Below are 14,586 nucleotides of genomic sequence, written 5' to 3'. Positions count from 1 at the left end.
GGTAACTGTTGAATAATCACCCTATCCATTGGCGCTGATTATTGACAGGGCAAACAACGGCACCTGCGTTATTATTCTTTTTATCATAAATTTACCACTGATAGGAGCATATTATGGACGCAGTGTCTAAAGCCCCCTCTGCCCATACGATCAACCCCGCTTTCACAGATTATAAAGTCGCTGACATTAGCTTAGCCGATTACGGTCGCCGTGAAATTACTCTTGCTGAAGCTGAAATGCCTGCCCTAATGGGCTTGCGTCGTCGCTATGAAGCCGCTCAGCCATTAAAAGGCGCAAAAATCGTCGGCTGTATTCATATGACGATTCAGACTGCGGTACTTATCGAGACTTTAGTCGCGCTTGGTGCGGAAGTACGTTGGACGTCATGTAACATTTTCTCAACTCAAGACCACGCTGCTGCTGCGATTGCTGCTGCCGGTATTCCTGTATTTGCTTGGAAAGGCGAAACGGACGCAGAGTACGAATGGTGCTTACGTCAACAAGTCCACGTTGGCGGCGAAGAGTCAGGCAAACTTTGGGATGCGAACTTAATCTTGGATGATGGTGGCGATTTAACGTCATTAATTCATAATGATTATGCAGAGCTTCTTGATAACATGCATGGTATCTCAGAAGAAACCACGACTGGCGTGCATCGCTTAATTGAAATGTTGAATAAAGGTACATTAAAAGTACCTGCTATCAACGTTAATGATGCGGTAACTAAGTCTAAAAACGATAATAAATATGGCTGCCGTCATAGCTTAAATGATGCGATTAAACGCGGAACGGATATGTTCCTCGCTGGTCGTCGCGCCCTTGTTATCGGTTATGGCGATGTGGGCAAAGGCTCAGCGCAAAGCTTACGTCAAGAAGGTATGATTGTACGGGTATCAGAAGTCGACCCTATCTGTGCAATGCAGGCCTGTATGGATGGTTATGAAGTATTGTCACCGTACATTAATGGCGATAACACTGGCGGCGCGGAAGGCATCAACACTCGCCTGCTAGAAGATACTGATATGATAGTCACCACTACTGGTAACTATCATGTGTGTGACAAAAACATGCTAGCCGCGCTGAAAAAAGGCGCTGTAGTGTGCAATATCGGTCACTTTGACACCGAAATTGACACCCAATTTATGCGTGATAACTGGCGCTGGGAAGAAGTGAAGCCACAAGTGCATCAAATTTTCCGCTCTGACGATGTTAATGACTATCTCATCTTGTTAGCTGAAGGTCGTTTGGTAAACTTGGGTAATGCGACTGGTCACCCATCACGTGTGATGGACGGCTCATTTGCTAACCAAGTATTGGCGCAAATGTATCTGTTTGAAGAAAAGTTCGCGGACTTGCCAGCAGATAAGCGTACCGAAAATTTATATGTTAAAGTATTGCCGAAAAAACTAGATGAAGAAGTGGCTGCGGCAATGGTTGCTGGTTTTAACGGTACATTGACCAAGCTGACAGACAAGCAAGCGGAATACTTAGGTGTGCCGGTTGAAGGACCTTTCAAGCCTGATGCTTACAAATACTAATCGTAGTACCGAGGAGCATGACTGTGAGTAAGCCGGCTTTTTCTTTTGAGTTTTTCCCTGCCAATACTGATAAAGGGCATGAAAAACTGCTCAGTATTTATGATGAGCTTAATAAGCTGTCACCTGCCTATTTTTCGGTGACCTATGGCGCTGGTGGTTCGACCCGTAGCCGAACTTTAGATATCGTGCAAGCATTGTGCGCACGTGGTGGAACTGCCATTGCACCGCACATGTCTTGTATTGGTGATGACAAATCTGAAATTACAGGGTTGCTCGACCATTATAAAAGCTTAGGTATCAAACGCCTTGTCGCGCTGCGTGGTGACTTACCATCAGGACAAGTCGGCATGGGTGAGCTGCCATTTGCGGTCGATTTAGTCAAATTTATCCGTGAGTATGCAGGTGATCATTTTCATATCGAGGTTGCCGCTTACCCTGAGATGCATCCGCAAGCACGCAGCTTTGTGTCTGATATTGACAACTTAGTCAATAAGTTCAACGCAGGTGCTAATGCAGCCATTACGCAGTTTTTCTATAATGCAGACAGCTATCTATACTTGCGTGATGCTTTAGAAAGTCGCGGTATCGACACTACAAAACAGAAGCTAATTGCAGGCATTATGCCCATTACTAACTCCAGTAATTTAATGCGTTTTGCGGATAGCTGTGGCGCTGATATTCCTCGTTATGTGCGTAAGCAGCTTGCTGACTTTGGTGATGATGGTAAAGCGATTCGTGAGTTTGGCTTTGATGTCGTCTACCGCTTAGGCGAGCGTTTGATTGCTGAAGGTGTACCAGCCATGCATTTTTATAGCATGAATAAGGTTGAGCCAAATAAGCGCTTAGTAGAAGCTCTAGGACTGACTTCTTAAAATTTTTACTCTTATGATTACAGCAACTGGCGTTCTTAGGAGCGCCAGTTTTTTTGTATTTTATCCTTTTTATCAGACACTCCATCATCGTTTTACCCTATTTTGCTACGCATTTGTTACAGTAAACTTTATTTCAGTTTTTTGATTATAAATTTACTGTATAAGTATAATATTGATAAGTAGTATTGGTAAATAATATGGATAAGTAGGTTACTTAATATTAAAAAAATAACTACCGATTAACTAATTAATACTTGCACCAGCTATTTAAATAATAATTTGAAAAATCATTTAAAAATAATTGAAAAAACAGGAATAAGATATCGTGAGACGTTTTTTTTATGCACTTGATAATGAGCCAGAGAATAATACTAATGATAGCGAACCCCAGCGCTCTAAACTGAGCACCTTTTCTATTGGTGACAGCATTATTTTAACCGATAGTATTAGCCACCACTGGTGCCGTGTATTGCGTGCCAATATCGGTGATCAAGGGATTTTATTCGATGGTTTTGGTGGAGAGTATCAAGTACAGCTACACACTATCAGTAAAAAACAAGCAACCGTCGTTTTATTAGCATCAACGGGCGATGATCGAGACGCACCTATTATCAGTAAAGTTGGCTTAGTCATGAGCCGTGGCGAACGTATGGATTACGCCATTCAAAAAGCCACTGAACTGGGCGTCACCGCCATTCAGCTGCTCAGTAGCCAACATGGTGAGGTCAATTTAAAACCAGCACAAGTTGAGAAAAAATTACATCATTGGCAACAAGTCGCTATCGCTGCTTGTGAGCAATGTGGACTAAATCGTCCGCCACTTATCTTAGCACCAAAGCCTATTGCTGAATGGCTACAGCATTTAGCGTCTGATAGCATCGATACAGATATGTCCGTCAGTCCAATAATAGCAACGCTCAGTACCGACACTTATTATCAAATACTCAATAGCCAGTCTGATTTACGCTTGATGTTGAGTGTGCCAGCAGCCGATCAGCCCTTGATGCCAGCAGCATTATTACCGGTGTTGGCACAAGATAAGCCTTATATTGAGCTATTAATTGGTTCTGAGGGCGGACTGAGTAACGAGGAATGTGCGCAAGCTGAGCGTACTGGATTTTCGCCATGGCAAATCGGTGCAAGGGTGCTGCGTACTGAAACGGCGCCCGTAGTAGCACTTGCTACTTTACATGCACTCATCAATATAAGTTAACTATAAATCAAGTAAAAATTATTAATTATAAAAAATAAAAATCCTTATTATCAGAATTACTCTGATAACCCTGCTAACTTTGTAAGAACTCTTCTTTGATGAGCTGATATTATGTCTATTTTTACCCCGATTACTGAACTCATTAAGCAGCAATTACTCACCCAATTGTGCGAAAATCTCGAAGATGCCATATTCATATTAGATGCTAATCTACGCTATATGTCAGTCAACGCGACCTATGAGATTATGATTGGTTACCATGAAGCTTTCTTAGTTGGACGTCCACTGGGTATTTACGCAGCAGAATTTTTAGCTGAAAAAGAACGGATTATTTTAAATAATATTGCCAGTAATTTAGAAAATGGTGGGTTTTATGAAAATAACTTTGCTATGGCAACCCGTTACGGACAAACGTTAAATTGTCATATGACTTTTCGGAATATTTTTATTGAAGGAACGCTATATCATATCGGTATGGTGCGTGATATCTCCGCTGTGATTAAAGATAAAGAAAAAGTAGACCATTTATTAAATTATGACCAAATAACGGGACTGCCCAATCGCAAAGTATTTTTAAGCCAGACCAGTGAATTACTGTTAGAAAGCTATCAGGAAGTCGTGTTGGTGCGTTTCAATATCGATCGCTATCGTACTCTTGTGAGTACTTTGGGAACCAATAATGTTAATACTTTAATCGAACACTTTGTTGCTCGGGTTCGTCAACTCGATATGGATAACTTACACTGCTTTTCCCATTTTGGCGGTGATGATTTTGCCCTACTTTTTGAATTCAGCGATGCGCATATGGTGCGCCACCAGCTGGACATTCTGATGCAGATGTGTGAACGTCCCTTTTTACTCAAAGACAATATCATTTATTTGCATATTTCTGTCGGTGTCAGTTATTTCCCGGAACACGGCAATCAGTTGGCGGGCTTGCTGACAAAAGCAGAAAAGGCACTAGACCATATTAAGCAGCACGGTGGCGATGATGTCTGTTGGTATCATGAAGGCATCAATGCTGCTACCAGCAATAGCTTGCAGTTAGAGGCGGAATTGCGCATCGCTATTGATGAGTGTCAATTTATACCGCATTATCAACCCAAAATTGCGCTGGCAACTGGTGCCATTACTGGTTTTGAAGCCCTAGTCCGCTGGCAGCATCCCACACGCGGTTTGTTAAACCCTATCGAATTTATTGATGGTATTATTAAAAACAAACTGTCTTTCGAGCTATTTTGTCAAATGGCGCTGCAAACTGCTAAACAGTTAGCCATTTGGGAGGCAATGGGGCTTACCCAGCATATCTGTATTAATGCTGACGCCGCTGAGTTTAGCCACCCTGAATTCTTCAATTTTATCAGTAGTTTATTTACCAAACACTATATCCATCCTCATCAATTACATATTGAAGTGACTGAATCCTCATTAATGTTACGTCACGCCAGCGTCAAAAAACAACTCGCAGTACTCAAAGATTTGGGGATTTATTTAGCATTAGACGATTTTGGTACGGGCTATGCATCACTCAGTTATTTGCAAGAATACCCTTTTGATTTTATCAAAATTGACAAGAGCTTTATCTCAAAAATTGTGGATGATCATACGCAACATGCTATTGTCAAAGCTATTTTAGATTTAGCGACCGCTTTAGATATGAAAGTGATTGCTGAGGGTATCGAAACTGAAGCACAACGCGATTTATTACTAAAAATTGGCTGTACTTATGGGCAAGGTTATTGGTTCAGTCGCCCCGTTACGGCTGAGGCAGCCACAGCAATGTTGACTCAAGAGCAAAAAAAAATCCACCTCAACACTTAATATAAAATTACATAACGTCCTAATAATATTGGATTTTTTATTATTAACCATATTAATATCTTATCCGCTACCTTTGATTGATTATAGGATGCAAGAAAGGTTCATGACTTACCAGTATTAGTGCCAAACTTGTATATTTATCTATGAACGCCTATCTTTTATGCATAAATATGACCCTAATAATACGGCATTTTTGACAACATATTCGGTCATATTCCATTTCATATTCAAGATAGGACAGGACGTTATGCAATACAAAGCACCCCTACGCGATATCAAATTTGTCATGCATGAACTGCTTGATAGCGAAAGCCATTATAAAACCATCCCCGAATTTGAAGACACTGACCGTGAATTGATGGACAGTTTGTTTGAGATGGCGGCAAGCTTTGCGGAAAATGAGCTGTCACCGCTTAATCAAAGTGGCGATGCTGAAGGCTGTCATTTTAATAATGGTGAAGTCACCACCCCAAAAGGTTTTAAAGAAGCCTATAAGGCGTTTTGTGAGCTTGGCTTTCCGGCATTGTCAGCGGAAGAAGCCTTTGGTGGGCAAAATATGCCGTTCTCATTATCCACGGTGATTAATGAGATGGTTGGCACAGCGAACTGGTCGTTTTCTATGTATCCCGGTCTGTCGCACGGCGCGATTCAAACCATCGAACATCATGGAACAGACGCCCAAAAAAACACTTATTTAGAAAAAATGGTCACGGGCGAATGGTCAGGTACGATGTGTCTGACTGAAGCGCATGCGGGTTCTGACTTAGGTATTATCCGTACTAAAGCGGAGCCAAATGATGATGGCAGCTACAATATTACAGGACAAAAGATTTTCATCTCAGCGGGCGAGCACGACTTAACCGACAATATTATTCATATTGTATTAGCACGTCTGCCGGGTGCACCAGCTGGCACCAAAGGTATCTCATTATTTATCGTGCCTAAAGTGATGGTCAATGAAGATGGTAGCTTGGGTGACAGAAATAAAGTCGTCTGCGGCTCTATCGAGCATAAAATGGGTATCAAAGCTTCCTCTACTTGTGTGATGAACTTTGATGGCGCAGTCGGTTACTTGATTGGTCCTGAAAATCGCGGGCTGCAATGTATGTTTACCTTTATGAATGTGGCACGTATCGGCACCGCAGTGCAAGGGGTTACGGCTGCTGAATATGCGTTCCAAGGGTCACTTGCCTATGCTAAAGACCGTCTTGCCATGCGCGCACTATCGGGTGTTAAAGCCCCTGATAAAGTTGCCGACCCAATCATCGTGCATCCAGCCGTACGCAATATGTTATTGACTCAAAAAGCATTTGCTGAAGGCGGTCGTGCCTTGATGTATTATTTATCGCATTTCGTTGATACCGTAGCCAAAGGCAATGGCGCTGAGCAAGAATTTGCCGACCAAATGCTGTCGTTATTGACCCCTATTGCCAAAGCATTCTTAACTGAAACTGGATTAGAAGCTGCCAATCATGGCGTACAAGTTTATGGTGGTCATGGATTTATCAGCGAATGGGGCATGGAACAAAATGTCCGTGATACGCGTATTGCTTGTCTGTATGAAGGCACCACTGAAATTCAAGCTTTAGATTTGTTGGGTCGTAAAGTGCTAGGTTCACAAGGCAAATTACTTGCCAACTTTGTACAAGTGATTGAACAGTTCTGTGAAGAACATAAAGACAATGATGAGATGGGACAATTTATCCGCCCACTTATCAAGCATCTCAAAGAATGGGGCGACCTGACCTCGCGTATCGGTATGCAAGCGACCGAAAATCCGGAAGCAGTTGGCGGTGCAGCGGTTGATTATCTCTATTTTAGTGGCTACGTCACTCTCGCCTATTTATGGGCGCGTATGGCACTGGTTGCGCAAACAGCGATTGCTGAGGGCACAACTGAATCCGCTTTTTATTATGCCAAAATCAAAACCGCGCAGTTTTATTATGCCAAATTGCTACCGCGTACCACGACTTATGTCCAACGTATCAGCACCGGTGTTGAACCATATATGAGCATGGATGTTGAGCAATTTGCTTTTTAATTAGCACCATTTATCACTCGTTGTAAGCACTGTTAAAGTTAACTGACTTTGAATTTAACAGATTTTGAATGTAGCGCAATCGGCAACATACTTCGGAATGTTGCCGTTTTACTTTATTTGAACTTACTTTATTTGAATATGACAAGTGTGGCTAGCGATTTTTAGTGTACGCACAATTCACGAAGAGATACACAAGCTCAGAGTCTAATTTGCTAAACTTCAAGCATCGATAATCACGGCTATACCTAAAAAAATTAAACATTTTAGCCTTTTTAATTTATTCATCTGAATCAAAGGAATGTCTATGTCCATTTATAACGCCCCCCTTAATGACATGCGCTTTATCTTAACGGATGTTTTTAAAGCCCCTGAGTTTTGGCAAAATAACGCGAACTTATCTCATGTTGACATGGAAACGGTCGATATGATTTTAGAAGAAATGGCAAAATTGTCTAAGAACGTGCTACTTCCCATTAACCAAAGCGGTGATGAAGAAGGCGCGACATTCCAAGGTAATGGCGTAGTCACCACTCCAGCAGGCTTTAAAGAAGCGTATCAGCAATATGCAGAATCAGGCTGGGTTGGTTTAGGCGGTAATCCTGAATACGGCGGGCAAGGCTTTCCAAAAATGGTGACGATGCTGACTGAAGAGATGCTATTTACCACCAATCAATCATTTGCCCTTTATCCTAACTTAACGGTTGGGGCGACTTTATGCCTAAACGCTGCGGCAAGTGAAGAACAAAAACAAACCTATTTAGAAAAAATGTATTCTGGTGAGTGGTCAGGTACGATGTGCTTAACTGAGCCGCACGCGGGCACGGATTTAGGTATTATCAAAACTAAAGCCATCCCTAATGACGATGGCAGTTATCAAATTTCTGGTACTAAAATTTTTATTACGGGCGGTGAGCACGATTTAACCGATAATATCATTCATTTGGTATTGGCAAAAACGCCTAATGCACCTGAAGGCTCAAAAGGAATTTCACTATTCGTCGTACCAAAATTCCTAGTAAATGATGATGGCAGTTTAGGCGAGCGCAATACTTTAGCGGTAGGTTCTATTGAGCATAAAATGGGTATCAAAGCTTCCGCCACTTGTGTCATGAACTTTGATAATGCCAAAGGCTGGATGGTTGGTGCTGAGAATACTGGTTTGTCATCGATGTTTATTATGATGAACTATGAGCGTGTGACGATGGGTCTACAAGGGCTTGGCGGTACGGAGCTTGCTTATCAGAACGCAGCTTTATATGCGCTAGAGCGTGGTCAAGGGCGCAGCGATACGCAAATTCAAAGCCCCGAAAAGCCAGCGGATGCCATTATTTATCATGCCGATGTACGCCGTATGCTGTTAAATGCTAAAGCTAATTCTGAAGCATCACGCTGCTTTGCGATGTATGTTGCCAAACAACTCGATACGGAAAAATTCAGCACGGACCCTGAAGCGGCACAAGCAGCGGCAGCACGTGTTGCTTTACTAACGCCGATTGCTAAAGCTTTCTTGACCGACAAAGCGTTAGAGGCAACTGTCGATTGTCAGCAAGTCTTTGGTGGTCATGGTTATATTAAAGAGTGGGGTATGGAACAAATCGTCCGTGATACCCGTATTGCGCAGATTTATGAAGGCGCAAACGGTATTCAGGCGCTCGACTTACTCGGTCGTAAAGTGGCACGTAATGACGGCAAATATATCACCCATTTCTTAGGTGAGATTCGTGATTATGTTGCTTCAATGAGCGCAGAGCACGGCATTAAGCAAGCAACGTTAGCCGCAGCGGATACCATTGAAGCATTAACCACAACAGTACTTGCTAATATCAGCACCCGTAAAAGCGAGATTAATGGCTGTGCAGTCGATTATATGCATGCGGTTGGCTATCTATGCTACGCCTATATGTTTGCCATGATGGTAGAAGCGGCAAATGGTAAATCAGGCGACTTTTATACCAATAAAGCCAAGCTTGCGGATTATTTTGTTGGTCGTATTCTCCCGCGCCTTGATGCGCACGCGCAAATGGTCAAATCTGGCAGCGACCCTATTATGAGCTTCGATATTGATTACTTTCAAATATCCGCCAGCTAATTATAGTTAGTAGCATTTTTTTTAAGTTAACAGTCAACTGAGTTAACATACATATTAGATAAAGTTCATATTAGTTAACACGCATCTTCAACTAAAAAAGGCAGTCTGGTTACTGCCTTTTTTATACCATATTAATTGCTAACAAAATAATTACCCATCTTTTCGTCGTTCAGTTTAGAATAACTGGCAATAGTCATCAGTAACAACCACGAAATATCGAGTATAAAACATTCACAAATGAGTATTAAATAACCAACAATACTTTGTATCATCCCAATCTTCTCTAGCGCAACGGCCTGTTTTGTGTAATATTACCGGGTTTATCGCGCTTATGCTTACTTTTATCTCCTTATATTTTTCTGCTAAATACTTTTGAAGTGCCATGCTTTATGCGGAAATAGGAAACACATGAGTCAAAAACAATTACAATTATAGCCATCATAAAGGGTACCTTGTGTCAGAAATTAAACGCATTTTACAGCAGATTACTGCCTTAAGCGACGTGCCCGATGCCTCGGTGCTTAAACGCTTGATTGATGAGCTTCGGGTCACTGAAAAAAATCCAGTGCTTGCCAATAGAAAGATTCAGTCATTAATTGAGGTAATGCAGCTGCATCCAGAATATGGTGATGGGCTTGCCAGCTTTGTCTTAAAGCTAATCATTCAATATCGGCAAATTGCGCTGTACACTGATACTGGCATCATGTCAGACGAGGGCTTTTTTAGCAGTCTGCGGCGTTTGGTCGGTCATCGGTTTTTACCTTTATTACCGCAAGATGATTCGGTTGTTGAATTGGTAGGCTACTTATTTGATCAACGCCTAGACGAGCATTGGCTTGCTAGCATCGATAAAGACAAATGGGAAGTACTGGTCGAATTACTCAAAGTCAAAAAAGAACATTTGGACTTGGTTGCTAACGCTAAAAATAATATTTTGAACGCCATCGTTATCTTATCATATCGTATTAGTGGTATTGGCTTGCATCCAGACTTAATGGAATCTTATCCGCAAATATTGAACTACTCAGCGTCTTTTGTTGCCCAAAATCAAGAAGCCGTCTTATTCGTCAATCAATATCGGCAAGCGCACGAACTGGATAATTTAACCGATATCACCCCTGCACAAGCAGTGAGTCCTGCCCCTTTATTGGTCATGCTAGAGCAATGCGAGGATATTGTCGCAACGGTACGCAAACGTATTTATAAAACCGGTATCTCTATTCGTTTGACCAATATGATGCTGCGCTTAGACCAAAGTTTGCAGCGGATGCGCATTCTAACCAAATTGGTGTCAGTTGATGGGATTAAGCGTGATCGCGCCATTATTGAGCTGATTCAAACTTTGGTCATTACTGCCAATCGGCGCTATAGCATCGGCTATTTGATTGATAATAATACCAAGCTGTTATCCCGCAAAGTAACCGAGAATGCAGGTCGCGTCGGTGAGCACTATATCAGTACCGATAAATCTGGCTACCAGAAAATGTTTAAAAAAGCCTCGATTGGCGGCTTTATCATTGCTTTTATGGCGACCATTAAGATAGTGACGTATCAGTTAGCCATTGCACCTATGGCACGGGCGTTTTTAAACAGTATGATTTATGGTTTAGGCTTTGTCTTTATTCATATCGTGCATGGTACGGTGGCGACTAAACAGCCGGCGATGACGGCGGCGGCTATTGCATCAACCATCTCAGACGGCTCTGGTAAAAAGTCACATCAGCTGACCAAGCTATCAGAGTTGGTCGTCGATATTTTGCGTACTCAGTTCATCGCTATCATGGGTAACGTTATGATGGCGATTCCGGTCGCGTTGATTATCTCTTATACGTGGCTACATGTTATTGGCGTGCCAATGATTAATACGGATAAGGCAGGTCACTTACTGCATGAGCTTGACCCTTTTACTTCATTAGCACTGCCCCACGCTGCTATTGCAGGGGTATATTTATTTTTATCTGGTCTGATTGCGGGCTACTATGATAATTTAGCCGTTTACAATAATATCGGTGAGCGCGTACGTCGGCACTGGCTACTACAATATATGCTGCCCAAAGCATGGCTTGAGCGTTTAGGTGGCTTTATAGAAGCCAATCTTGGCGCGATTATGGGTAATTTTATATTCGGTATCTTCTTAGGCAGTACTGCCACCATTGGCTTCATCTTTGGTTTACCCATTGATATTCGTCACATTGCCTTTGCCTCAGCGAACCTAGCGCATGGACTATTTAATTTAGCACCCGAGCAAATGAGTTGGCAAATAGTAGTCCTGTCTATCATGGGTGTGTTGATGATTGGTATGGTCAACTTGATGGTGAGTTTTTCACTCGCGCTATTTGTGGCATTACGTTCTAAAGAAGTCCAATTTCTGGAATGGAGTCGCCTAGCCAAACAGCTATTGAGCCATTTACTTACTCATCCGTCCGACTTTATTTGGCCCCGTGATAAACCGATGAAGTACGCACGTATCGATAGCCAAGGTCATATGATATTTGACGATAGTGCCACGCAAAATAGTGGTAAACCCTTACCTAGTAACTATGTGGTTAGACGCTTGTCTGATGTCAAAATATTGCCTAAATCTAAGCTAGCTACTACAGCAGAAACGGACATTCATTATGAGAATCAACCTCAAGGTAAAGATATTAATAGCGGACAAGAAGTGCCTACTACATTATCTAATACTTCACCTAAAAAGGTTATAGACCTTGATGATGGTCTAATCGATGAGGAACTGAATAGCACTCCCTATAGCGATGATATCCAATATGATAAAACCACCAAAACACTGGGAAATAATAGCGAATATAAAGATACAGGCGTAATCGATGCTACAAACCCTGATAGCAAAGCTGCTGGTGATGCCAAAACACCATTACCAAAACCTAAAAAACCGCCTAAACTTCCCAATTAATTTGGTGTGAATTTAGGACGGCTGGCGCATTTTACTAAAGCGTGTTTTACTAAAATGCATATCAAAAACAGTAATCGGGTCGGCTGAAATTTTGGGTTTAAAATTAGGGTTTAATGATTAGGGCTTAGGACATTTGGCGCTTGAAGTGAAAACTGTGCCATCACTTAAGCGATACGCCATCAAATAGTTGCCCCAAACGCAGCCACCGTCAAGCGCGCGCGCATAAGGCAAATCAACTTTACCTTTCAACGCCGCCCAATGCCCGAACAATATCTTGCGCTCGCGTGGTACTTGCCATTCAAACCACGGAGAAAAATTATCCGGCATCGCATCATCAAGGCTAGAGGTAAAGCTAAACTCCAAGGTGCCATCCTGCTTACAAAGGCGCATACGCGTGAAATAATTGGCAATCGCCCGTATTTTCGTAAAGCCATTGATATCCGCCGTCCAATCATCTGCCGTCTTACTATATAAATGCGGAAGTACCCTATCAAGCTGATATAGGCTGCCTCGCAGTTGCGATTCTAGCTGCTTTGCATACTCAGCTGCTTCATCCAAACTCCAATGCGGTGGAATACCTGCATGTACCAGTACGGTATGCGCGTCCGGATAAGCCAATATTGGCTGATGGCGCAACCATTGCAGCAACTCATCTTTATCCTCTGCTGCAAAAATTGGTGCGGTCTTGTCCTTTTTACGCATTTTGGTCGCACCGCGCCATACGGCGAGCAAATTTAAATCATGATTGCCAAGCACTGTTGCTGCTGCCCCTTGCTCACACAATGCCTTCACATCACGCAACGTATTTAGCGAATCTTCACCGCGCGCAACCAAGTCACCGGCAAACCATAACTTATCTTGTTTAGGATCGAAATCTAGTTTTTCAAGAAATTGCAAAAACGCAGCATGGCAACCCTGTAGGTCACCAATGACATATTGATGGCGAAAGCTCATATTACCTCAATTACAATGACAGATAACGATTATCAACAGGATTGGTTGATAATCGCTTTTATGAATGGCTGCTATTGCTAAGAATAGAAATAGCCCTACTTATTTTATATGATCTTATTTTGTCTCGTCTCTTGCCGTATTAGGCTTCTAACGATTTAAGCCTCTAACTACTCAAGCTTCTAACGATTTTGCCCGATTACTCAGTGCCACAAAATCACTCACGCTCAGGGTTTCTGGACGTGCCTGCGGATCAATACCACAAGCAGCAAAATCATCTTCGCTTAATGTAGGTAGCAAGGTTGAGTTTTTAAAGATAGCGCGGAGGGTTTTGCGGCGATGATTAAAGGTTTCGCGTACTACAATGGCAAAATACTGTTCATCTTCTGCGACGATGGGCTTATTAATATGCGGTGTTAAACGAAAAACTGCACTGGTAACTTTTGGCGGTGGATTAAACGCGCCACGAGGAACTGTCAATAAATAATCCGTATCACAATGATACTGCATAATGACGGACAGACGACCATAGGTTTTGCTGCCCACATCAGCAGTAATACGCTCAACGACTTCTTTTTGCAGCATAAAATGCATGTCTTGAATCACATCAGCATAACTGAGCAAATGAAACAATATCGGTGTAGAAATATTATAAGGCAAGTTGCCGACCACCCGCAGTTTGCCACGCTCTGCACTATACAGCGCACGATAGTCGACATTCATGGCATTGTCTTTAATAATCGTAAAGTTCGGATGGCTATTAGCGCCAATACGTATACGTAAGCTATCTGCCAAATCACGATCTAACTCAATCACTGTCATGGCATCGACTTCAGCCAATAATGGCTCGGTCAATGCACCCATACCAGGACCGATTTCTATTAAATTATCATCGCGCTCTAAGCGAATGCTTTCAACAATCTCACGAATCACGCTACGATCATGTAAGAAATTTTGACCAAAGCGTTTTCGCGGTTGGTGTTTTGCGGCTCGTAAACTGGCGGACAAAGTTTGGGCGTCAAATGAAGGCTTAGACATAAATAGTTCTTAATTAAAAAGTAAAATAGTCACTGCCATGGAATCAGGCAATAAATGAGGCGTTTATCATATTTAAATTATATCACAGCTCATTATCAGACTGTATTTT

Annotated in this window: 9 protein-coding genes; 7 read left to right on the top strand and 2 right to left on the bottom strand. The window is 42.2% G+C overall.

The window, feature by feature from the left end; all coding sequences use genetic code 11:
- Nucleotides 1–113: 113 nt before the first annotated feature.
- The 7 genes from ahcY to AOC03_RS00315 all read left to right on the top strand — a co-directional run bounded on the left by ahcY (nucleotide 114) and on the right by AOC03_RS00315 (nucleotide 12,488).
- Nucleotides 114–1,538, top strand: a complete 1,425-nt coding sequence (ahcY, locus tag AOC03_RS00345; RefSeq protein ID WP_062533080.1) for an adenosylhomocysteinase — start codon at nucleotides 114–116, stop codon at nucleotides 1,536–1,538.
- Nucleotides 1,539–1,555: 17 nt separating this feature from the next.
- Complete coding sequence (locus AOC03_RS00340) at nucleotides 1,556–2,410, top strand: methylenetetrahydrofolate reductase (protein ID WP_237182066.1); 855 nt, start codon at nucleotides 1,556–1,558, stop codon at nucleotides 2,408–2,410.
- Nucleotides 2,411–2,735: 325 nt separating this feature from the next.
- Complete coding sequence (locus AOC03_RS00335; protein WP_062533079.1) at nucleotides 2,736–3,623, top strand: 16S rRNA (uracil(1498)-N(3))-methyltransferase; 888 nt, start codon at nucleotides 2,736–2,738, stop codon at nucleotides 3,621–3,623.
- A 111-nt stretch (nucleotides 3,624–3,734) separates the two neighbouring features.
- Nucleotides 3,735–5,444: a putative bifunctional diguanylate cyclase/phosphodiesterase gene (locus AOC03_RS00330; RefSeq protein WP_062533078.1), complete on the top strand. Its 1,710-nt coding sequence runs from the start codon at nucleotides 3,735–3,737 to the stop codon at nucleotides 5,442–5,444.
- Between the two features lie 247 nt (nucleotides 5,445–5,691).
- Nucleotides 5,692–7,485 carry an acyl-CoA dehydrogenase C-terminal domain-containing protein gene (locus AOC03_RS00325; protein ID WP_062533077.1) on the top strand — a complete coding sequence of 598 codons (1,794 nt, stop codon included), beginning with the start codon at nucleotides 5,692–5,694 and terminating at the stop codon, nucleotides 7,483–7,485.
- A gap of 304 nt (nucleotides 7,486–7,789) precedes the next feature.
- Nucleotides 7,790–9,574: an acyl-CoA dehydrogenase C-terminal domain-containing protein gene (locus AOC03_RS00320; RefSeq protein ID WP_062533076.1), complete on the top strand. Its 1,785-nt coding sequence runs from the start codon at nucleotides 7,790–7,792 to the stop codon at nucleotides 9,572–9,574.
- Between the two features lie 454 nt (nucleotides 9,575–10,028).
- Nucleotides 10,029–12,488 (top strand): site-specific recombinase, encoded by a 2,460-nt coding sequence (locus AOC03_RS00315; RefSeq protein WP_062533075.1) that lies wholly within the window; start codon nucleotides 10,029–10,031, stop codon nucleotides 12,486–12,488.
- 117 nt (nucleotides 12,489–12,605) lie between these two features.
- Here AOC03_RS00315 and AOC03_RS00310 read toward each other — a convergent pair whose 3' ends face one another.
- Nucleotides 12,606–13,442, bottom strand: a complete 837-nt coding sequence (locus tag AOC03_RS00310) for a symmetrical bis(5'-nucleosyl)-tetraphosphatase (protein ID WP_062533074.1) — start codon at nucleotides 13,440–13,442, stop codon at nucleotides 12,606–12,608.
- A gap of 171 nt (nucleotides 13,443–13,613) precedes the next feature.
- Entirely contained in the window at nucleotides 13,614–14,477 is an 864-nt protein-coding gene (gene rsmA / locus AOC03_RS00305) for a 16S rRNA (adenine(1518)-N(6)/adenine(1519)-N(6))-dimethyltransferase RsmA (protein ID WP_062533073.1), read from the bottom strand.
- Nucleotides 14,478–14,586 lie beyond the last annotated feature (109 nt).

This window comes from Psychrobacter urativorans, from assembly GCF_001298525.1.
Classification (GTDB): Bacteria; Pseudomonadota; Gammaproteobacteria; order Pseudomonadales; family Moraxellaceae; genus Psychrobacter; species Psychrobacter urativorans_A.
The sequence above is the reverse complement of the archived record's forward strand: the minus strand, read 5'-3'. Positions and strand labels throughout refer to the sequence as shown.